Genomic DNA, 22,929 nt, shown 5'->3' on the forward strand with positions numbered 1-22,929 from the left:
ATCCGTCAAACCATCATTATCGTCATCCAGATCACAGACATCACCACCGTCATTCAACCCATCGGTATTCAACTGATTTGTATTCGCATCAGCCGGACAGTTATCCGCATTATCACCCACGGTATCACTATCGGTATCGGTTGTTTCCGTGGCGTCTAACGGGAAGGCATCGCTGACATCAGGTGTTCCATCCTCATCATCATCCAGATCACAGACATCACCACCATCATTCAAACCATCAGTATTCAACTGATTCGTATTCGCATCAGTCGGACAGTTATCCGCATTATCACCCACACCATCACTATCGGTATCGGCTGTCTCTGTGGCATCTAACGGGAAGGCATCACTGGTATCAGGTATTCCATCTTCATCATCATCCAGATCACAGACATCACCACCATCATTCAGACCATCGGTATTTGTCTGATTCGCATTGGCATCAGCCGGACAATTATCCGCGCCATCATAGGCACCATCTAGATCACTATCCATCAACAATGGATTAGTACCAGCGGCCGCCTCATCTACATCACTTAAACCATCATTATCATCATCCAGATCACAGGCATCACCACCATCATTCATACCATCGGTATTCAGTTGGTCCGCATTCGCATTAACCAAACAATTATCGGTATTATCACCCACACCATCACTATCGGTGTCGGTTGTTTCTGTGGCATCTAACGGGAAGGCATCACTGACATCAGGTGTTCCATCCTCATCATCATCCAAATCACAGACATCACCACCATCATTCAAACCATCGGTATTCAACTGATTCGTATTGGTATCAACAGGACAGTTATCGGTATTATCATTGGTACCATCTGAATCCGTATCAACCAGTAGTGGATCAGTCCCCAGATTGCCTTCAGCCACATCGCTCAGACCATCGCCATCATCGTCCGTATCACAAGGATCACCCTGACCATCACTATCGGTATCGGTCTGATCAACATCATTAACAGTAGGACAATTATCCACCGAATCACCGATACCATCACCATCGGTATCGACAAAGACTGTGCTATTAACTGTGCCGACAGTGTAATTGGAAGTAACTGAAGCTGCATTATCAGAAACAGCAATCACGCGTGCCGTCACTGTTGATACACCTGCTGATGCACCTGCCTTAACCTTCAATATAATAGAGAAGAGCTCATATTTCGAAATCGGGCTACCACCCTCAAGACGTGATCCTGTACGTGTATTATTAACGTAGGCTCTGCCCGAGATACCGAACATGGCCTCATTCTCACCATCACTATCACTGTAGCGCAACTGCAATAGATCCTCAGCACTGGAAAACACCAGATTAACGCTCCCGTTATCATCATTTTGTTCAATACCAAACTCACCATCCGCATAGTGCGTTCCATGCGGATCATTATCACCCGCCACACCCAGGCTGTTAGAGGCATCCAGCGCAAAGACTGAGGCATCCCAATCCAGGGTCACTCCTACAGCATTTAACTTAGTTGCTGTTGAATCCAGCTCAACGGTGTAAGTCACCAAATCACCCGCCACCACTTGCACTATTGTACTTGCTGTCAATGTCACCGAACCACCAACCGCATGAGCGGTCGTCGCGAATCCCAACATACTGATCATAAGAAGCAGGCCAGCTCCCAACATGTTCTTGATTCTATGCATGGTGTTATATCCTGAATTCATTGTGTTGATTCGCATTAAACTAATCCCTTTAACTTCTAATTACTCAAACGATGAGTTGTATTCTATGCAACAATAATTATTGTTGCCACCATTATTATGGTGAGACTGCAGGTTTCATGGCATCGATAACCGCAACCACCTCAGCATCGGTACGTGCACCACTGGTGCCCAAGCCACCAACGCCTGTTGGCAACACCACACCGGAGGCAACAGAACCCGCACCGGTCAAGCGCCGCTGTAGCATCAAACCATCATTAGCATCAGCATCAGCATCACCATCCACATCCAGGCCGGTCGCATAACCATCAATCACAGCAACCACTTCAGCATCGGTACGTGCACCATTGGTGCCTAAACCACCTACGCCTGTGGGCAGCACCACACCGGATGCCACTGAACCCGCACCGGTTAAACGCCGCTGGATCATCAAACCATCATTGGCATCAGCATCACCGTCACCATCCACATCCAGGCTAACGCTACCAATGGTCACCGTTACCTCAGAAGATGTCGGATTATTACTACCACGAATACCATCATTCGCTGTCACATAAAACGTATAATCACCGGCTATTAACGGTGTAAACACCAGATCCTCTACCGCTCTTGCCAGATCGGTAAAGCTTATGCTCGACCCCACGGGTTGTGCCGAGAGTGTCCAGAAGAAATTTATACTATCCCCATCGGCATCACTGGAACCTGCGGCTGTCAGAGTTACCGGGCTATCAATAACCACGCCTGAACCTGCCTTTAAGGCGGCATTGGGTACCGGCGGGGTATCAGCAGTCACCAGCACAGTATCAGCAACCACTGAATCCGTAGTACCATCATTCACTATCAAGCTAATGGTGTAAACACCCCACAAATCAGCAGTAAAACCAGGGGTCTGGGTAGTTGCATTTGCCAGACTGGCACTGGAACCGGTGGGCTTATCGGTCATCGTCCAGCTATAGGTCAAGGTATCCGTGCTGTCAATATCTGTAGCAGAGCCTGACAATGCCACCAGATCACCAGGGTCAACATAATCATTGAGCCCGGCATTGGCAACTGGCGGATTATTCGAGGTTGATGAAGTCACGGTATATGTGACCGTATCGACACTACTATTGGCAAACCCATCATTCACCACCAAACTAAAGGTATAATCACCCGTAGCGGTCACATTCAGGGTCTTGTTCTCAACCGGATAGGTTGAGTTTACGGTAACACCGGAACTGGCAAGTGCCGCTGTTGCCGTCCACAGATAGGTTAATGGATCGCTATCGCTATCGGCTGAGGCTGAGGCGGATAGATTAATGGCAACGGTACCACTACTCAGGGATAGGTTCTGGTCACTACCGGCATTGGCAACTGGCAGGACATTGGTTGAAATATAGGCCGCTCGACCAACAATACCCTGCCCATGTACACCACCATTGGTCACGCTCAGGTCGTAGGTACCCGGCGCGGTATTTGCTGGAATAACGGCACTAATCGTATTGGAACCGGTAACATTAACCGAGGTCAGACTTACTGATGGATGACTGGTTGCATTATTGACATCCTCAAGCAACTGTAACGTTGCCCCAGTGATAAATTTGCTACCGGTAATCGTTACCGATATAGCACTGGTATGACTGCCTGTTGCCGGGGCAATCGGTGTTGCTGCCAGGGTCGGTGCAGTATCCAGAATCAGTGGGCCAAAATGCAGGATTGCACTGGTTCCAATAGGAATATCACTATCGTAGGCCTGCAGATGAAAATAAAATGTACCATCCACTACGGCATTAAAATCCGCCGTTATTGAACCATTGCTCAGAGTACCACCTATTTTTACCGAGGTATTTTCACTACCAACCGCTACCGTCATACCTGCCTGATCCAGTATTGCATTCTGATCCAGCACATAATCATAGGTCAGACCACTGGCATCGCTTATTGCTGCATCCCACGATATTGTAATATCACTCTTTGTTGATGAGATATTAACAGCATGGGTTGAACTGGTGATATTCGATGGATCGGTGGTAATCACCGCCTGTGCGGGTAAAATTGAACCTAATAGTACACACAACAACGCCTTGCCCATCAGGCTCTTTATTACTTCAATCTTCATGCATCGCTCCTCGACACTTTTCTTCTTCGATTAACCGTGACTATGTCACAGATCTATTCTGGTAATCAAACATTGCCTTGGTGCGTGGTACGCACCCTACCTTAAAACATCCAAGCCATAGGGTGCGCATTGCGCACTAATATCCTACAAAGTGAAATCCTGCGTACTATTATTACCGGTAACACCTGAGGCTGTGCCATCCGCACTGGTAAAATTGGTCGGTGGTAAAAAGACATCCACACGATAGGTCTTGGCTGGATCCAGATTACCAATACTGTACCCACCATTTGTGCCCGTTGCAGCCGTTGCAGTAAATTTACTCGTCGACTCATCATAGATATAGATCAAAGCGGAACTCACATTAGCCCCTCCTTGTGTGACAGTACCCGAGATCGAACCTGTTCGTGTGGTAATCACAAGATTAACACCTGCTGCATCAGCAGCACTAACATCAACAGGCGACTGTGACTTGGAACCCAACTGAGTCCAGACCTCAACCACATAGTCATTGGCTGGCAACAGACCGGTGATTGTATATTCACCCGCACTATTGGTACTGGTGCTACCGCCCGAACCGGTGCTGGCAGACCAGGCATTGACCTGGGTGAAAACAATCGGGTTACCACCATTGCTCACATAACCCGCAATACTTCGACCTGCCAACAAGGTCACATCCAGACCGGTGACATCCTGATTAACGTCAACATCACCCGTAGTATTTACACCCGAGACCCAGTTACCCGCACTACTACTGGTCACTGCACCGCCCGAATCCACCACTACGGCATTCGAGGTGCGCATATTGACACGACCCTGACTACGAATTTCAACATTGTAATTAGCCGTTAGTAGTCCTGTGAGCTCATAGCTACCATTACCACTACGACTGACATAGGCCCAACCACCATTATTTGACCATGCCGAGATATCCACAATATTACCATTATCGACACCGGCAATCGTACCCGACAGGGTATGCAGACTACCGAGATTAATAATAAAGTCCTTACCTGTCACATCCGCAGCACTGGCAACCGCAACTGGCGTATGATCACTCCACACTGGCGTTGCACCGCCAACAGCGTAGGCAAACCAGCCGACAGAGGGCGAAATGGACACGACATAATCGCTCGCATCTGCCAGGCCTTTAACCTGATAATCTACTGCACCAGTGGCATTAGTCATCAAACTGACACCACCCCAGGCATCCGTGCCGGGTGACCAGACATCGACCCAGACCCAGGTGTTAGCAACCAGACCCGAGATACTACCCGCAATACTGCCACCCGCACCGAGGGCAAAGTCCTTACCCGTGACATCGGCACCACTCACTACGACAGGATCAATCGCCTGATTGACATAACCATCAGCCGACAGACTGACTCGATAATCAGTGGCATCAATCAAGCCCTTGATCTCGTAAGCAACCGAGGCAGCCCCTTCCAGTTGTGTGCCACCCCAGGCATAGGTACTATCTGACCAGCTATCAATCCAGCCCCAATCACCCGTTTGCATCCCGGTCACCGTACCACTGATACTCCAGCCTGCCGGTACCAATATATTGGCATTGGGATAATCGGCACTATTGCCTGAGCTAATATCAATCACCCCAGCACGTTCCCAACCGACCAGTGGGCGATACACCGACGTGGCTCCATCCCAGAAACCCGAGGGCACATCATCACCCCAGATATCGAGGCGATAGCCACCCACCAGTGCCAGACCCTTAATACTATATGCCACATCATCTGCTGCACCATCACCATCACTGTCTACACCTGTAACCTCAACACTATTACCCACCCAGGTGGTATCCGACCAGGCATTAATCCACACCCGCTCACCAATAGGTAGATCACGAATAGTACCCGAGATTGAGCCACCTGTTGCCATAGTGACAAGCAACGCCTCATCAATACTCATATCAATCAGAGTCGCCTGATCCCAACCCACCAGGGTACCTGCATTACTGTCTGTCAGATCACCCTGATAGTGCCCGTTCATATAAGCACCATTCCAGACATTAACCGACAAACGATAATCGGTTCCTGTAGGATTAACACCCAATAACTCAACCGTTGCTGCACCCGAGGCATCGGCCGTGCCGTTACCCCAGCCACCCATCATCAGACCCTCAGACCATAGATTGGCTTCTACCTGCTCACCATCTCGTAGACCATTAACCACAACGGTCAAGGTGCTACCGGCACTCAATGATATCTGCACACCATCCACATTACCGCCACGCGTATCCAGTTCAGTTGCCTGACTCCAGTCTACCGGCCCTGAATCAGGCGTTCCGGGTGTGCCACCGTACTGACCATTCATATAGTTATCCGAGTACCAACCCAGGCGATAATCACCCGCCTCGGATAGACCACACATCGTAAAATCAAAACTTGTGGTGGTACCATCACCAGTTAGTTCGGCATAGCTCCCACTGTCAGCCTGCTCTGACCAGACATTCAGCCACAAGGTTTCACCATCAGGTAATGCCGGATTAAGTATAATGTTGCCATTAATCGTCAGACCCGAGGTCATACGGAAATCAACACCATCAACTGAACCTGCACTGGTATCAATACGATCCGCATCATCCTCTGAGGACTGAGCGTTATAATAAACCGTGCGATAACACGAAGACTCACCTCGTACCACAGCCACATAGCTATCAGCCGCTGGCACATTCACATTAAAGGCACCATCCTCATTGGTATTGCCACCAAACCAGGTATTCGCCAACACCTGCCCTGATTGACCTAAGGCGTAATCATCTGTCGTGTAGATATCAACCCAGAGACCACTGATACCACTACCCGCTTCATCGCGCACAAAGCCCGAGATGGCATTACCGCCACCGAGGACAAAATCAACAGACGTTCCAGTAACAGGGGTTCCATCCATTTGCTCAACAGCAGTCACACCCGTACTATTAACTACCGCAATCAGTGGCTCTGGTGATAGATAAGCCGGATCCCAGATCCCAACCTCGTAATCCACCTCACTAATACCGGGAGCACCCGCAACCAACAAGTTATAAGTACCATCAATACCGGTTAGCGCACCGCCATTCTCACCGGTATCCGGTGATTGAGCATTGACCCAGATCCCGGACAAGGGGTTGGTTCCATCGGTCACAAGACCCGTGATCGCAACACCACCACCCGCGCTAATCAGCATACCCACAGCACCCGCACCACAGACATCGGCTAATGAATCAAGCTCATCACCCGGCCAATTTGAATCATTCTCAACATCACTATTAAACCCGCTTGCCAGGTCCCAATCGGAAACCAGGTCGTAGCCATTACCAGCATCACCTGCCACCAGACCGCCAAGGAAGCTCTGTCCTGGCCCCGGCCAAATATTTAACTGGAAGGTCGGAACCGCAACTTGCACCAGGGCTGAATTGGTCATATTCAGGGTAAAGCAACCGTTATCATCGGTCTCAGTACCACTGGTATCCGTATTGACCCAGGCATTGGCAATACCATTGCCATCCGCATCAACCAAACGACCCTGAATTGCTGTGCCACCATCCACCTGCGCCAGGATAGCCATATCCTGATCAACCCGCAGGCGCGTCACGATATTGTCATCGAATATACCCACAACAATACCCAGCAGATAATCACTGACACCCAGAGCCGCCATATCCGTCGCCATACCTAGCGCACCACCCGGATCAAGCAATAGCATATAGTCAGTAATCGCCTGTTGCGTCAGCTTACTGGCAATCACTAACGGTACTGTAGACGGGTCACCCATAATGTACGGAGATTCAAACAAACCTGCGGTATTACCAAACTCTGGATGCACCACATAGCGACCACTGGTGTAGGTTATATCCTGCACCCCGGTCTGGATGTCCCAAGGGGCATTAAACTCAATAGAATAATCCTGACCCGGGGCAACCGAGACCGAGAAGCTACCATCCAGCACATTAACTGTCGTATTGTAGGTAAAGCTATAATCCTGGTTATAGACAAAGACATCCATAGCAATAGCGATGGGATTCATACTACCATCGACAACCACACCCGAGAGGGTAATACCCGCCTGCAAGGTGGCATCCACGACCTGTGGTGTACTCCCTATAGTAAAGACATTGGCAGTTTCCCAACCCGTCACCCCACCCTGATCATCGGCATAACCACCCGATACACCCGGCACATTAACGGGGTCGCCAGTATTATCATCGGTATAAGCCGTTTCAAAGCGAATCTTGTAATCACCCGCCGTTACATAGGCGGAATAGGCACCCGTCGGCCCGGTAATGGTCGAGGAGAAACGTCCCAGATCACCTGTTGGCAGACCTAAACCCGGATCTATATCCGATGACTGTATTCCAAGCCCAGGTTCATTTCCTGGAGTATAAATGGGTTCAATAATGTAGATAGGCTCAATAATGACACGCACACCTTCAACCGGCGCACCATTGCTATCTCGTACCGTACCCGATACCTCTACGCCACCTTGCAACACGATGTACAAGGTGCCGCCATCATTGAAGTCGGCTATCGCCGGAATAACCAGGGGATTCCCTTCATCACCCACATTGGCACTGGCTGGATAACTGGCAGGTGGGGTATCCATACCATCACCCGTCCATACACCACCAAATAGTTCATCACCCTGTGGCCATAGATGGAGATCGAAATCACTGACCGTCGGATCCAGTGACAAAAGAGCATTGCCGTCAGCATCAGTGACACCCTCGGCATAGGAAGAACTCGACTCAGAGTATGCCTCAACATTAACATTCGAGATCGGCGTACCCGCTTCATTGGTGACAAACACCGTCACCGTATCCGCCGTTGTCGATCCCAGAGAAAGCACGGTTGTGGTATTAAACATATCACTGGCTGTATGGGCAGCCGATTGCTCAAAATACACGCTGGCAGAATAGAACAGCGTGAGATCATTGCTCCCATCAATTAAAAACAGGGTATGCAGCCCGGCATCATCCGGCACAGCACTCGATGAGGCATAATCAACTATAGGATTGTTATCGGAATCCAGATCAACATTACCATTATCATCCACCGCATAGACCTCGGCACTCACCCAGGCACCGGCAATATTACTGCTACCACCGGCATCCTGAATATCAACCAGGGCTCTTTGGATGAGCGAAGGCTCAGTCACTACACCGTCTACGGTATTGGATAACATCCACTGAAAGGTAGTCCTCGTCAATACCCCCTGGGCATTGCTTGATTCTCTTACACTAAAGACGACACCAACACCCGACTTACGGTATTCGGTCTTTACCACATGATCGGTATCTCCAGTGTCCTTCCAGGTGCGCTCCCTCTCATAGGTAACCTTAAGCAGACCGTTCAAAAAACCGGGCGCAGCGGTCTGCCAGACATCAATAAACATAGCACCATCCGCTAATGGGTTATCATAGGCTGGATGAGCCAAATTGGTTAGATCATGCAAAACACCGCCATTATCATCAATGGTTACCGTCAGATTATCGATACGTTTACTGCGTTTATTCAGATTATGTTTAGCCAGATCATCCGGGTAATAATCATGAACAACACTGGCATAGGTCTTCTCATAAACCACACCGGGTTCTAGCAACCCCGGAAGAAAAGGGGTTGGTGTATCGAGATTGCTGCTACTGAATGTTCCTGAAGTAATATAACTGGCTGGATCACTAACAAAAAAACCAGCAGAAAGATTAGCAGGATCACCAACAAAGTCATACCAGTAACGAATTTTGTGACCATCAAAGTCATTATCCACACTCTTGGCATGGCGTGTACGACCCGCACTACTATCCTGGGTAAAATAATGACGTTCGGCGAGGGCTGTTTGATAACTGCTAACCACGGTTTCACTCGTGCCTGGTGGTGTAATAGGGCTATCAACCTCGGCGCGCACCCAGAAGATATCACTTTCTTCATACCCCCATGAGGAGACCTGATTATATGCATACACCCGTTCGGTAATATTCGGGAAATAATCACTGGTCTGATAGGTCGTTACCGCATTGGCCATACCCGAGAGTAGAAACAGCCCGATAAAGAGAGACCAGAATGAAGTAAAGAGTGATTTCATTGTTTGTGTGTTCATCATGACACCTGTCATCCAGATTAAATTAATCAAAAGTCTTAAAAACGATCGGTGTATTTATTACGCCGTTGTTGCATTTGCGCCTGTTGACCACTGCTGCGGGTCTTACCAGACTGTGTTCTTTGTTGTTGATCTAGCCGTGTCAGCAATGCTTGCCGCTCCTCAGCCGGGTTCTTGAGTGTTACCAGTTCTTTTTGCAAAACCAGCATATTCTTTTGTTCATTCAACAACATATCTCGATTATTCTGTGCGCTCTTGGCCTTTTGACCGGTCAAGAACTTAGCCTCATCCAGGCGTTCTTTGACATCCCCTTCCCCCATAGCGGCAAGTCGGCGCTGTTCTGCAATCTTTCCTTGCAAAATATCACTTTCCACTTGCGCCTTGTGGTTTAACATAGCGATAGTGCGTTGACTCTCATTGAGTGCCTTGATGACCTGGCTTGGGCTAGTCACACGGGTGTTTTTAGCCGTTTCATTGGCTGAGGTTGAACGGGGTTGCGCAACAGCACCTGATCGAGTCGCTAAACTATTCGCGGAACGCGTCGCGGATGAATGCGCTGCGACTGAACTCCCTTCGGCCTCAATCACCTCGTATTCCGCCTGAGCCTGCATACCCTCGCGGAAGATCCGCACCTGCTCGACAACAAACTGATCCTTGCCAACCTGCTTGAAGAACAGGGCATGACTTTGATGCTTGAGAATACGCCGCAGACCTTCTTCGGCACTAAGATGGGTAAATTTGGCACTGACTGTGCCGGTAAGCGCCTTATCAAACAAGACGCGGATATTCAGCTTGTGCGCCAATTGCTCCAGGGCAGTCTTGATGGGGACATCCTTCATCAGGACGGTTAATTGATTATTTTGATATTCGACCAGACTAGTTGTAGCGGCATAAGCGGGGTTTGTGAGGGGGAGTAAAAACAGTAATATCGCAAAAAAACGTTTGTTGATTGCAATCGTCCCTATATCGCTCAAAGATTGAGCAACGCATCGTACAAAAGTCATCATCACCTCGAACCACTCGCGTGGTATGTGTAAGTTAACTACCCTGAGCCGAGTATAGTCGAAAATATAATGTTTCGCCTATCCAGAAACCATAAAGTCTCACATTGAATGGGTGGCATCAAGGACTTTCATCACACTTTTTTATTCGGTGCGTGGTACGCACCCTACAAAAACAGCACACCTGGGTAGGGTGCGCACTGCGCACCATTATTACCTAATCACAATCCCAACACATCCTGCATATCGAATAACCCGGCATCCTTACCCGCCAACCAACCCGCAGCACGTACCGCACCACTGGCAAAGGTCATACGCGATGAGGCCTTATGGGTAATCTCGACACGCTCTCCGACACCAGCGAACATCACCGTATGATCACCGACGATATCACCGGCACGAATGGTCTCAAAACCAATAGTCTTGCGATCACGTTCACCCGAGATACCCTCGCGACCATAGACCGCACATTCTGTTAGGTCACGACCCAGTGCATCAGCCACCACCTCACCCATACGCAGAGCGGTACCGGAGGGCGCATCCACCTTATGACGATGATGTGCCTCAATAATCTCGATATCAACCTCATCACCCAACACCCGGGCAGCCATATCCAGTAGTTTCAAGCACAGATTCACGCCAACACTCATATTTGGTGCAAAGACAATAGGGATATCCTGCGCCGCAGCTGCAATTTGTGCCTTTTGCTCATCCGTGAAACCGGTCGTTCCGATCACAATCGCCTTACCTGCCTGACGACAGACCTCGATATTCGCCAGTGTGGCAAATGGCACGGTGAAATCAACCAATACATCGAATTGATCCGTCACTGCCGCAAGATCGGTAACCACATTAATATCCAACGCACCCAGACCCGCCATCTCACCGGCATCAATACCGATAACGGCATGACCTTCACGCTCCAGTGCGGCACCGATACTTACACCTTCAGCATTGGAGCCTGCTTCTAGAAGCGTACGCCCCATTCGCCCGGCAGCACCCATGATGGCCAATCGTGTTGTTTGCATAATTATTGCCCTGTAGGGTGCGTACCACGCACCACATTCACCTATAATTTCATGCCTTCAAAGAATTTCTTCACGCCACCTAACCAACTGTGTGACTGTGGATTATGATGACTACTGCGTTTATCCATACTATCAGCAAAGGCTTGCAACATATCCTTTTGTTCACTATTCAGATTGACCGGGGTCTCAACATGCACCCGACACATCAGATCACCCACTGCACCACCACGCACTGGCTTCACACCTTTGCCACGCATACGGAATACCTTGCCGGACTGGGTCTCGGCAGGAATCTTGAGTTTCACCCGACCACTCAGAGTTGGCACCTCCAGTTCGCCGCCTAAGGCTGCGGCTACAAAACTGATAGGGACTTCACAATGCAAATGGCTATCCTCACGCTGGAAGATATTATGCTTCTTGACGCGAATCTGCACATACAAATCACCGGCTGGCCCACCATTCTCACCCGCTTCACCCTCACCACCTAAACGGATACGATCGCCATTATCAACCCCGGCGGGTACCTTCACGGATAAGGTCTTGTGTTCCTGCACGCGTCCCTGACCATGACAGGACGGGCAAGGATCACTGATAACAGTCCCTTTGCCCTGACACTTAGGACAGGTCTGCTGCACCGAGAAAAAGCCTTGTTGCATACGCACCTGACCGTGACCACCACAGGTGGTACAAGGCTCAGGTTTAGAACCTTTTTTAGCACCACTGCCACCACAGGGGTCACATTTCACCATGGTCGGAATACGCACCTTAACGGTAGTGCCCTGAACAGCATCCTCCAGACTCAGCTCCAGGTTGTAGCTCAGATCCGCGCCGCGAAAAGCACGATTACCTCCGCCACCACCATTAAACATATCGCCAAAGACATCACCAAAGATGTCGCTAAAACTGCCACCACCGGCACCCGCACCCGGGCCACCACCGCCCATCGAAGGGTCGATACCGGCATGACCAAACTGGTCATAGGCGGCACGTTTACGTTCATCACTAAGGATCTCGTAGGCCTCTTTAGCCTCCTTGAATTTGTCCTCGGCACTCTTGTCATCCGGGTTGCGATCCGGATGAAGTTTCATTGCTTTGCGCTTAAAGGCCTTCTTTATCTCTGCCTCACTAGCATTCTTGGCAACACCGAGAATCTCGTAAAAATCTTTTTTAGCCATAAATCAACCATTGGTGCGTAGTACGCACCCTACCGAACAAAAAAACCTTCATACGCAATACGCACCCCACCACAACCTGGTAGGGTGCGTACCACGCACCACAATCACCCTTTACGGCTTACTTGTCGTCTTTAACCTCTTCAAATTCGGCATCCACGACATCTTCACCACCGGCAGACTGTTCACCCGCATCGGCAGCCGTAGCAGCACCGGCATCACCCTGCTTCTTGGCATAGGCACGTTCTGCCAATTTGCCTGCAACATCGGTTAACTCTTTGGTCTTTGCCTCAATATCATCCTTATCATCAGCCTTCATGGCTTCACGTAAAGCAGTGATTGCAGCCTCAATCTTTTCCTTCTCATCCGCTTCGGTTTCATCCGCCAGATCAGCCAATGACTTCACTGTAGCATGAATCATAGCATCGGCCTGATTGCGCACATCCACTAGCTCATGGAATTTCTTATCTTCATCAGCATGCGCTTCGGCATCCTGTACCATGCGTTCGACTTCATCATCTGACAGACCACTGGATGCCTTAATGATAATCGACTGTTCCTTACCCGTTGCCTTATCCTTAGCCGACACATTCAAGATACCATTGGCATCAATATCCAGTGACACTTCAATCTGTGGTACACCGCGTGCAGCCGGAGGAATATCACTCAGATCAAAACGACCCAGTGATTTATTCGCCGATGCCTGATCGCGTTCACCCTGTAACACATGCACTGTCACTGCGGTCTGATTATCATCCGCCGTTGAGAACACCTGATTCGCCTTGGTAGGAATCGTGGTATTCTTTTCGATCAACTTGGTCATCACACCACCCATAGTCTCAATACCCAGAGACAATGGTGTCACATCCAGCAATAATACATCCTTCACATCACCGCCCAGCACACCGCCCTGAATCGAGGCACCAATCGCTACCGCTTCGTCAGGATTAACATCACGGCGCAGTTCCTTACCGAAGAAATCCTGCATCATCTCGCCAACCTTGGGCATACGGGTCTGACCACCGACCAGGATGACATCATCGATCTCACTCACCGAGAGACCAGAATCTTTCAAGGCTGTCTTACAAGGAGCAATGGTACGTTCAATCAGATCTTCAACCAGAGACTCCAGCTTGGCACGGGTAATTTTCAGATTAAGATGCTTAGGACCACTGGCATCGGCGGTGACATAAGGCAGGTTAATCTCGGTCTGCTGACTATGTGACAACTCGATCTTGGCCTTTTCTGCCGCCTCTTTCAGACGCTGCATTGCCAATGGGTCACCACGCAGATCCATACCTTGATCTTTCTTGAACTCATCAGCCATGTAATCAATAACACGCTTGTCAAAATCTTCACCGCCAAGGAAAGTATCACCATTGGTTGCCAACACCTCAAACTGATGTTCACCATCAATCTCCATGATTTCAATAATGGAGACATCAAAGGTACCACCACCCAGATCATAGACGGCAATCTTCACATCACCGCGCTTCTTGTCCATACCATAGGCAAGGGCTGCTGCGGTTGGCTCGTTAATAATACGTTTTACATCCAGACCGGCAATCTTGCCCGCATCCTTGGTTGCCTGACGCTGGGAATCATTGAAATAAGCCGGCACTGTTACCACAGCCTCGGTGACTTCTTCACCCAGGTAATCCTCTGCGGTCTTCTTCATCTTCTGCAACACACGGGCAGAGATCTCAGGAGCCGCCATCTTATTACCACGCGCTTCAACCCAAGCATCACCATTATCAGCCTTAACAATTTTGTAAGGCACCAGATTAATATCACGTTGCACCACATCTTCGTCAAAACGACGACCAATCAGACGTTTCACCGCAAACAGGGTATTCTCAGGATTAGTCACTGCCTGACGTTTGGCTGACTGACCAACCAATACCTCATTATCCTCGGCAAAGGCCACAATTGATGGCGTTGTGCGATCACCTTCACTATTTTCAATCACACGCGCCTTACCACCTTCCATCACTGCCACACAGGAATTCGTGGTACCTAAGTCAATTCCGATAATCTTACCCATTTCAATCAATCTCCACTAAAAAGTTATTACTCGCTGTATCCTTATATAAGGGCGGGTTAAATTAAATCAAGGCCTCGACCCTTTTTATTTAATCTATCAGCTACGCGGGTGTCTTTGACACAATCACCATCGCCGGGCGAATCAGGCGTTCATTCAAGAGATAACCCTTCTGTATTACTGTAATGACGGTATTCGAATCCAGATCATCCCGTTCCTGCATGGTGACTGCCTCATGGAATTCCGGGTTAAAGCGTTCATTAGTCGGATCAAGCATAGTGATACCAAACTTCTCCAATGCAGAGGAAAGCACTTTCAAGGTCATCTCACTACCTTCAAGCAGTTTTTCCGCATCGGCTGATTCACTGGCAGCGGTAATCCCCATCTCCAGGCTATCCTTAACCGGCAACAACTCCACAGCGAATTTTTCCAATGCAAATTTATGGGCATTCTCAACATCACGCCGAGAGCGTTTATGTAGATTATCCAGATCAGCCTGTAGACGCAGACACTGATTCCAGTGTTCATCCGCCTTGGCACGGGCATCTTCAAGCAAAACGGTTGCATCCTGCTCGGATTCTTCACTATGCCCCTTCGGAGCCTGCTCTAATTCTCCCTCCAATACCTCTTCTTGTTCTTCGGAAACAGGGTTCTTACCTTCTTCGGACATCAAAATCTCTCCTACACATCAATTAAATATTCGATGGTGCGTAATACGCACCCTACCGTAACAATACCCAACCATAGGGTGCGCATTACGCACCAAATGCCACAATAAATGGGCTATTACGAAACGATATGGGGTCTACTTTTTGAGATTCAAGGCTGCGCCTAAAAGACGTGCCGTGGCATCGACAATCGGAATCACCCGATCATAGGCCATACGCGTTGGACCAATCACACCAAGAACACCAACCACTTGATTATCAATGGAATAAGGCGCACTCACTACACTGCATTCATCCAATGCCTGATAACCGGATTCCTCACCAATAAAAATCTGTACACCATCTGCATCAATACATTGATCCAGCAAGTGCAGGATATCCTGCTTCTGGTTAAAGGCCTCAAACAAGCCACGCAGCTTATCGACATTATTCAGGCCACTATTACCCATCAGGTTGGTCTCACCCGCCAGCAAATAATCATTTTTGAGCGGTGCCAAATCAATACCCTGACTCGCCATATCGACTGCCGCCACCATCATCTGACTCACATCCTCCTGCACCGAACGCAATTCATTAAGCAACAAGCGACGCACCACACTCAGATTCTTACCCGCCAGTAAGGCACTCAGATAATTACTGGCATATTCCAGTTCGGATGGAGAAAAATCACGCTCGGTATGCATAATCCGATTTTGCACATCGGTATCACCGGCCTCCAGCACCACCAGAACCCGGGACCGTCCCAAAGACAGGAACTCAACTCGATCAATCAACAGGTGATCCGCTCGTGGCAAGGTCACGATCCCAGCCATCTGTGTCACCCCGGAGAGTATACTGGAGGCTGATTCCAGCAATATCGCCCGATCCTTTTCCCCCGACAACTGCTGTTGCAACGCCCCCAACTCAGCACATTCCATTGAGGTGACAGACAATAAACTATCCACAAAAAAGCGATAACCCTGCACGGTTGGCACACGGCCAGCCGAGGTATGGGGCGACGCAACAAAGCCGGCATCTTCAAGATCCGACATCACATTACGAATCGTTGCCGGACTCAATTTTAGTCCGCTATCACGCGATAAGGCGCGTGAACCCACCGGCTGCCCTTCCAGTAAATAACGCTGAATCAATACCTTCAGCATGTGCTGGGCACGTTCATTCAGCTCTGTTCCTTGCATGATGTCATTCATAGTGCTGATTATATCCCAGAATCACACACAAAACATTTGCAGTATGCCCCGTTTCGTTTAATCATGAGCACATGAACAAGCTCTTCAACAAAATCGGGGTGATCGGTAAATACGGCGATCACAACATCAACCCCACGCTAGAACGCCTGATCCAGTATCTACAGGATCAGGGCAAAGAGGTTCTATTGGAGAGCGGTACCGCCAGCACCATGAATTGTGCATCCTGTTCACACCAGGACTATGCCCAACTATCCAACAACTGTGATCTCGTTATTGTTGTTGGTGGCGATGGTAGTCTGCTCAGTGCGGCACGCAACCTGAGTAATCCCGATACCGCGATCCTGGGCATCAACCTGGGTCGACTGGGCTTTTTAGTGGATATCTCACCCGATGAGATCGAAGAACGTCTGGATGAAATTCTTGCCGGTAACTACGCCGAGGAACAACGCAGCCTGTTACAAACACAGGTATTACGTGGGGGCACGATCGTTCACCACAGCACTGCCCTCAATGATATTGTCACCCACAAGCTGAATATTGCCCGCATGGTGGAACTGGAAGTCAGTATTGATGGCCACTATCTCTATAACCAACGCTCCGATGGCCTGGTCGTTTCCACCCCAACGGGTTCTACTGCCTATGCTCTATCCGGTGGTGGCCCCATCCTGCACCCAACACTGGCCGCTATGGTTCTGGTGCCTATCTGTCCACATACCTTGAGTAATCGTCCGATTGTTATCGGTAATGATTCCACCATTGAGATTATTATTCGTGCCGATAATAAGGCACAGCTCACCTGCGATGGACAGATCAACTATGAACTTGAGGCCAATGATCACATCCTGATCAAAAAGAAAGAACACGCCCTGCGCCTGATTCATCCGCCCGGTCATGATTGTTTCGAGACCCTGCGCGCCAAACTGCATTGGGGCACACACCCTTAAGGTTCCTCAAGGAACCTCTAATCAATTATGCTAAGTCATATCCATATCCGCAATTTTGTTATCGTGCAACAACTCGAACTAGAGTTTACCACCGGCATGACCACCCTCACGGGTGAGACCGGTGCGGGTAAATCTATCCTGGTCGACGCACTAAGTCTGGTGCTGGGTGATCGTGCCGATAGCAAGGTCATCTACCAGGATGCCAAACGTGCCGAGATCACTGCCAGCTTCCACTTAAAATCTGTACCCGAGGCGAACGACTGGCTGGTCGCACATGATCTTGATGAGGATAATGAGTGTCAGTTACGCCGCACCATCCCACGCGAAGGTCGATCACGCGCCTTCATTAATGGTCGCCCCGTTACCCTGCAACAATTACGCGAACTGGGTGAATTATTTGTCAACATTCATGGCCAACACGAACATCAGGCGCTGTTACAACGTCATACCCAACGTCAGATCCTGGATGACTTTGCCGGTCTCGGCAAAACTCTTGGCAAACTTAGCAAGATCTATCATCAATGGCGCGAAAAACAGGATCAACAGGATCAACTACAACGCAAAAGCCATGAACGTGAGGATCACATCCAGCTACTCCGTTTCCAGACCCGTGAACTGGAAGAATTAGGCCTGGGCGAAGATGAACTGGATAGCATTGATCAGGAACATAGCCGCCTTGCCAACAGTGACCGCTTACTTGATAGTTGCGAACAATCACTACAGACCTTGTACGATGCCGAAGATCAGACTATTCACACCCGTCTGGGCAATATCAATCGAGACATCAGTGAACTCACTGCTATTGATCCACGCCTGAGTGAGGCCAACGAATTACTCAGCCAGGGCATGATACAAATTGAAGAAGCGATCTCCAGCCTGCGTCATTATCGCGATCAGCTGGATACCGACCCAAAACGCCTGCAATGGCTGGAACAACGTCTCGCCGACATCCACCAGATTGCACGCAAACATCAGCGCATGCCCGAACAACTGCATCAACATTGGCACGAGCTGCAACAAGAACTGGAACAACTGCAAGGTTCTAGCCAGCAACAGGACAACCTGCAACAGGCAATTGATAGCCTGTATGAAGAATACCAACTGCTCGCTGACAAGATCCATCAACAACGCAGCAAGGCGGCTAAAAAACTGGGCAAAAAGATTATTGCTGAACTACAACAACTGGGTATGCCCAATGCCTGTTTTGAGATTGAGGTTAAGGCGGGGCAGGCACTATCGGCACAGGGACAGGATCAGATCAACTTCCTGGTCAATATGAATCCGGGACAATCCCCAATGCCACTCAACAAGGTCGCATCGGGCGGTGAACTGTCACGTATCAGCCTGGCGATTCAGGTCATCGCCGCCCATAGCAAACTGGTGCCGACACTAATCTATGATGAGGTTGATAGCGGTATTGGTGGAGGCATTGCCGAGGTTGTCGGCAAACAACTGCGTCAGTTAGGAGAGACCCGTCAGGTACTTTGTATCACCCACCTGCCCCAGGTTGCCAGCCAGGCACATCAACATCTGCAAGTACACAAACAGGCGCATAAGAAACATACCGAGGTCAACATACAGACACTGCTCAAGGATGAACGCATTGAAGAACTGGCACGCATGTTAGGCGGCATCAAGATCACCGCATCAACGCGCAAACATGCCAGCGAGATGTTAAGTCAGGGACAGGTAAAATAGGGGACACGGTTTTAAAATAGGGGACAGACCACGGTTAATTCGGTTAATTATAATTAACCGTGGTCTGTCCCTTATTATTCCTTCTGACAGTCTCCACAGACACCATAAATATGCAGAGAATGATCGGTTATCTGATACCCCTTCTCCCCGGCAATAATACGTTGACGTTGTTCAATGGTTTCATCGACAAATTCATCCACACGCCCACACTTCACACACAGGATATGATCGTGATGATGCCCCTGATTCAACTCAAACACCGAGTGTCCGCCCTCAAAATGCAGACGACTTACCAAACCGGCGCTCTCAAACTGGGTTAATACTCGATAGACCGTAGCCAGACCAATCTCTTCCTCGGCTTCCAGTAAATCCTTGTACACATCCTCTGCACTCAGATGCCTGCCGACATTTTTTTCCAACATCTCTAATATCTTCATACGCGGCAGAGTCACTTTGAGCCCCGCCTTACGAATATCTTGTGATTCCATCAACCTGTTCCTCAAAAGAAAAAATGACTCCGACCCCTTTTTCAAGCTATCATTGGCTCACTGAAAATCGGAAGAACCTCATCATAATGCAAAAGCTTCTCATTTATATTGCCTGTTATGCAACCTTATTATTATCCGGTTGTAGCATAGATCTCCTGTCCTGGACCCATCGTATTGATATTCAACAAGGAAATATCATCGCCCAGGAAGATGTCGATCAATTAAGACCCGGTATGAACAAGAATCAGGTACGCTTTATTATGGGCACAGCTCTGATACAGGACCCTTTTCATACTGATCGCTGGGACTACGTCTACACCCAGAAAAAGGGCAGCGGTGAATATGAGAAAAAACGTATGAGCGTAGAATTTGTGGACGGTCGCCTCGCCCGCATCTTCGGTGACGTGCATCCGAATCCCAACGCAACACCCCGTATCACAAAACCTTCTAGTAGTGTCAACGTACCTCATCGAGAAAAGAAAGAAAAAAGCTTCTTCGATCGAGTTATGGATTCAGTAACGGCTGGCCCATCCAGTAGCACGGGTGGCGGTGGTGGTGGCGGGCACACCCATTAGGTGCTGGCCGTAACGCCACCCCCTTTCTTCATCCGTTTACCCTCTGCCGCGCGCTGTTTACGCACCTCTTTAGGATCAGCGATCAGCGGGCGGTGGATCTCGACCCGGTCTCCGGCGCGTAACACATAATCCAGTTTATTCAACTTACCAAAGATACCCACCTTATTTTTGTCTAATTCAATCTCCGGAAAACGATCAAGGATGCCAGATTGCAGAATAGCCTGTTCAATGGTGGTGCCTTCTTTTACTTCCAGATCCAGCAGTAGTTGTTGATCCAGTAACGCATAAACCAACTCGATTGCGATCTTGTTACCCGTCATCATAGACCTCCTGCGCCCGTTTATGAAAAGACTCCACTAACGAATTAGCAATTTGGGTAAATACCGGGCCCACCATCTTATCCAATATTCGACTGGAAAATGAAAATTCCAGATCCAACGTCACCTTGGAACCCAGATCACCCAGTTGTTCAAAACGCCAGATCCCCTCCAGCTGTTTGAAAGGCCCCTCGACTAACTGGATATCAATCACCAGCCCCTGCTGATGCAGGTTACGCGTAACAAAGGTCTTTTCAACCCCTGCCCAGGATAATGTCACACTGGCCTGTATCCCTTCTTTATCTTGCGACAAAACCTCAGAGGCCTTGCACCAGGGCAGGAATTGCGGATAGCTGGCAACATCGCTGACCAATGCAAACATCTGGCTTGCGCTATAAGGTACCAGAGCTGATTTCTCAACAATCGTCATAATTCCAACACGCCTGTCACATTCAAAAACACCATTAATACCGCTGCCGGGGTGATATAACGCACCAGAAAACGCCAAACCTGATAGGCCAGACCATCCTCCATTGCCAATTCCTCACAGCTATCCTTACGCATCATCACCCAGGCACTAAAGATCGCAATCAGCAAACCACCCAACGGTAACATGATGTTCGAGGTTAGATAATCCAGTAAATCAAAGAAGGTACTTTCTGCAAAAATCGTAATCCCGCCCAGTGGTGTTACCTCCGACCACAGATTAAAGGAAAACACCGTCAGCAACCCAACAAACCAGGTCACTAGCCCCGATAAAGAGGCTGCCATTACCCGACTCATTCCCTTGTTTTCAACCAACCAGGAGACCACAGGTTCAATCAAGGAGATAGATGAAGACCAAGCCGCAAAGACCAGCAGTAGGAAGAACAAGGCACCAAAGAAGGCACCACCCGGCATTTGACCAAAGGCAATAGGCAAGGTCTGGAAGATCAGCCCCGGCCCTGCACCCGGTTCCAGACCATAGGTAAAGACAATAGGGAAGATAATCATACCGGCGAGTAATGCCACCAGGGTATCCGCCCCCGCTACAATAATCGAGGTCTTGGCAATCGAGATCCCCTGCGGCAGATAGGAACCATAGACCATAATAGCACCCATACCCAGACTCAGGGTAAAGAAGGCATGCCCCATCGCGATCAATACCCCGTGAGCAGATATCTTGCTAAAATCCGGGTTAAATAGAAAGGCCAACCCCTGTTGAAAGGCATCCGTCTGCATCGAATAACCCAACAGGACAATCATTAACACAAACAAGGCCGGCATCAAATAACGCACCGCCGCTTCCAGACCACCCCGCACACCACGCGCCACAATCACCATCGTCATCACCATAAAGATAGTGTGCCAGGCAATCAACCGTTCCGGATCTGTGGTCAGACCATTAAAGACATCCCCGACAAATTCCGCACTGGCACCATCAAACACCCCAGCCGCCGTACGAAACACATAGGCCAGTGCCCAGCCCGCAATCACACTGTAATAAGACAGAATCAAAAACCCCGCCAACATACCCGACCAACCGACATAACGCCAGAAAGGGTTCGCAGCCGCCTCCTTCGCCAGATAACGCATACTGTTAATCGGGCTACGACGACCACGACGACCAATCATGATCTCCGCCATCATAGTCGGGATACCAATCGCCGCAATACAAAGCAGGTAGACCAGGACAAAGGCACCACCACCATTCTCCCCGGTGATATAAGGGAACTTCCAGATATTACCCAGCCCCACCGCCGAACCGGTTGCCGCCATAATAAAGGCTAAACGCGAAGACCATTCACCATGAATGGATGTGCGTTGTCCCGCTTGTTGCTGATCCGACATATAAAAACCCTTAATATTAAAATTATCGGGTTACGGCTACGCCTAACCCGACCTACACACAAAAAAATAATCCGTAACCAGATAGGTTGGGTTAGCATAGCGTAACCCAACAAAG

The 22,929-nt window shown here is 49.2% G+C and carries 15 protein-coding genes and 1 pseudogene (1 of these 16 cut by a window edge); 3 read left to right on the forward strand and 13 right to left on the reverse strand.

What is annotated here, in order from left to right:
• From GXP22_06885 to hrcA, 9 genes and pseudogenes are all read right to left on the reverse strand, one after another.
• Positions 1 to 1,002 (reverse strand): annotated as a pseudogene (locus GXP22_06885) (hypothetical protein) (it extends 306 nt beyond the left edge of the window).
• Positions 1,003 to 1,774: 772 nt separating this feature from the next.
• Positions 1,775 to 3,775, reverse strand: coding sequence for a hypothetical protein (locus GXP22_06890; GenBank protein ID NOX09197.1), 2,001 nt, complete (start codon positions 3,773 to 3,775; stop codon positions 1,775 to 1,777).
• A gap of 144 nt (positions 3,776 to 3,919) precedes the next feature.
• A complete protein-coding gene (locus GXP22_06895) occupies positions 3,920 to 9,865 on the reverse strand; it encodes a carboxypeptidase regulatory-like domain-containing protein (protein NOX09198.1) in 5,946 nt (1,981 codons plus the stop codon).
• Positions 9,866 to 9,900: 35 nt separating this feature from the next.
• Positions 9,901 to 10,869, reverse strand: a complete 969-nt coding sequence (locus GXP22_06900; protein ID NOX09199.1) for a hypothetical protein — start codon at positions 10,867 to 10,869, stop codon at positions 9,901 to 9,903.
• Positions 10,870 to 11,084: 215 nt separating this feature from the next.
• Positions 11,085 to 11,891, reverse strand: coding sequence for a 4-hydroxy-tetrahydrodipicolinate reductase (gene dapB / locus GXP22_06905; protein ID NOX09200.1), 807 nt, complete (start codon positions 11,889 to 11,891; stop codon positions 11,085 to 11,087).
• A 41-nt stretch (positions 11,892 to 11,932) separates the two neighbouring features.
• Positions 11,933 to 13,066, reverse strand: a complete 1,134-nt coding sequence (dnaJ, locus tag GXP22_06910) for a molecular chaperone DnaJ (protein ID NOX09201.1) — start codon at positions 13,064 to 13,066, stop codon at positions 11,933 to 11,935.
• Between the two features lie 118 nt (positions 13,067 to 13,184).
• Positions 13,185 to 15,107: a molecular chaperone DnaK gene (gene dnaK, locus GXP22_06915; GenBank protein NOX09202.1), complete on the reverse strand. Its 1,923-nt coding sequence runs from the start codon at positions 15,105 to 15,107 to the stop codon at positions 13,185 to 13,187.
• Positions 15,108 to 15,207: 100 nt separating this feature from the next.
• Positions 15,208 to 15,774 (reverse strand): nucleotide exchange factor GrpE, encoded by a 567-nt coding sequence (grpE, locus tag GXP22_06920; protein ID NOX09203.1) that lies wholly within the window; start codon positions 15,772 to 15,774, stop codon positions 15,208 to 15,210.
• 135 nt (positions 15,775 to 15,909) lie between these two features.
• Positions 15,910 to 16,950 carry a heat-inducible transcription repressor HrcA gene (gene hrcA, locus GXP22_06925; GenBank protein ID NOX09204.1) on the reverse strand — a complete coding sequence of 347 codons (1,041 nt, stop codon included), beginning with the start codon at positions 16,948 to 16,950 and terminating at the stop codon, positions 15,910 to 15,912.
• An 83-nt stretch (positions 16,951 to 17,033) separates the two neighbouring features.
• Between hrcA and GXP22_06930 the strand changes: the two genes are divergently transcribed.
• Together GXP22_06930 and recN are read left to right on the forward strand one after the other, a co-directional pair.
• Entirely contained in the window at positions 17,034 to 17,906 is an 873-nt protein-coding gene (locus GXP22_06930; GenBank protein ID NOX09205.1) for an NAD(+) kinase, read from the forward strand.
• A 27-nt stretch (positions 17,907 to 17,933) separates the two neighbouring features.
• Positions 17,934 to 19,604 carry a DNA repair protein RecN gene (gene recN / locus GXP22_06935; protein NOX09206.1) on the forward strand — a complete coding sequence of 557 codons (1,671 nt, stop codon included), beginning with the start codon at positions 17,934 to 17,936 and terminating at the stop codon, positions 19,602 to 19,604.
• 74 nt (positions 19,605 to 19,678) lie between these two features.
• Here the strand turns inward: recN and fur are convergent, their stop codons facing one another.
• Entirely contained in the window at positions 19,679 to 20,092 is a 414-nt protein-coding gene (gene fur / locus GXP22_06940; protein ID NOX09207.1) for a ferric iron uptake transcriptional regulator, read from the reverse strand.
• 86 nt (positions 20,093 to 20,178) lie between these two features.
• Here fur and GXP22_06945 point away from each other — a divergent pair, with 86 nt between their 5' ends.
• Positions 20,179 to 20,667, forward strand: a complete 489-nt coding sequence (locus GXP22_06945; GenBank protein NOX09208.1) for an outer membrane protein assembly factor BamE — start codon at positions 20,179 to 20,181, stop codon at positions 20,665 to 20,667.
• On the opposite strand, the gene GXP22_06950 is transcribed toward GXP22_06945, so the two are convergent.
• The 3 genes from GXP22_06950 to GXP22_06960 are packed head-to-tail and all read right to left on the reverse strand — an operon-like array spanning position 20,664 to position 22,814.
• Positions 20,664 to 20,987, reverse strand: a complete 324-nt coding sequence (locus tag GXP22_06950; GenBank protein ID NOX09209.1) for an RnfH family protein — start codon at positions 20,985 to 20,987, stop codon at positions 20,664 to 20,666. The genes GXP22_06945 and GXP22_06950 overlap by 4 nt on opposite strands.
• Complete coding sequence (locus GXP22_06955) at positions 20,977 to 21,414, reverse strand: type II toxin-antitoxin system RatA family toxin (protein ID NOX09210.1); 438 nt, start codon at positions 21,412 to 21,414, stop codon at positions 20,977 to 20,979. The genes GXP22_06950 and GXP22_06955 overlap by 11 nt, the downstream gene beginning before the upstream one ends.
• The gene (locus GXP22_06960) at positions 21,411 to 22,814 is read right to left on the reverse strand and encodes a sodium-dependent transporter (protein ID NOX09211.1); all 1,404 of its coding nucleotides are present in this window, start codon (positions 22,812 to 22,814) and stop codon (positions 21,411 to 21,413) included. Before GXP22_06960 ends, GXP22_06955 begins: the two co-directional genes overlap by 4 nt.
• Between the last annotated feature and the right edge of the window lie 115 nt (positions 22,815 to 22,929).

It is taken from the genome of Gammaproteobacteria bacterium (assembly GCA_013151035.1).
GTDB lineage: Bacteria > Pseudomonadota > Gammaproteobacteria > JAADJB01 > JAADJB01 > JAADJB01.

Bases quoted from the DNA above. Each gene is read 5' to 3' on its own strand.
- dnaK (NOX09202.1), bottom strand. From the start codon at position 15,107: ATGGGTAAGATTATCGGAATTGACTTAGGTACCACGAATTCCTGTGTG.
- hrcA (NOX09204.1), bottom strand. From the start codon at position 16,950: ATGCAAGGAACAGAGCTGAATGAACGTGCCCAGCACATGCTGAAGGTA.
- GXP22_06890 (NOX09197.1), bottom strand. From the start codon at position 3,775: ATGAAGATTGAAGTAATAAAGAGCCTGATGGGCAAGGCGTTGTTGTGT.
- recN (NOX09206.1), top strand. From the start codon at position 17,934: ATGCTAAGTCATATCCATATCCGCAATTTTGTTATCGTGCAACAACTC.
- GXP22_06950 (NOX09209.1), bottom strand. From the start codon at position 20,987: ATGACGGGTAACAAGATCGCAATCGAGTTGGTTTATGCGTTACTGGAT.
- grpE (NOX09203.1), bottom strand. From the start codon at position 15,774: ATGTCCGAAGAAGGTAAGAACCCTGTTTCCGAAGAACAAGAAGAGGTA.
- GXP22_06900 (NOX09199.1), bottom strand. From the start codon at position 10,869: ATGATGACTTTTGTACGATGCGTTGCTCAATCTTTGAGCGATATAGGG.
- GXP22_06945 (NOX09208.1), top strand. From the start codon at position 20,179: ATGCAAAAGCTTCTCATTTATATTGCCTGTTATGCAACCTTATTATTA.
- GXP22_06955 (NOX09210.1), bottom strand. From the start codon at position 21,414: ATGACGATTGTTGAGAAATCAGCTCTGGTACCTTATAGCGCAAGCCAG.
- dnaJ (NOX09201.1), bottom strand. From the start codon at position 13,066: ATGGCTAAAAAAGATTTTTACGAGATTCTCGGTGTTGCCAAGAATGCT.
- GXP22_06960 (NOX09211.1), bottom strand. From the start codon at position 22,814: ATGTCGGATCAGCAACAAGCGGGACAACGCACATCCATTCATGGTGAA.
- GXP22_06895 (NOX09198.1), bottom strand. From the start codon at position 9,865: ATGATGAACACACAAACAATGAAATCACTCTTTACTTCATTCTGGTCT.
- dapB (NOX09200.1), bottom strand. From the start codon at position 11,891: ATGCAAACAACACGATTGGCCATCATGGGTGCTGCCGGGCGAATGGGG.
- GXP22_06930 (NOX09205.1), top strand. From the start codon at position 17,034: ATGAACAAGCTCTTCAACAAAATCGGGGTGATCGGTAAATACGGCGAT.
- fur (NOX09207.1), bottom strand. From the start codon at position 20,092: ATGGAATCACAAGATATTCGTAAGGCGGGGCTCAAAGTGACTCTGCCG.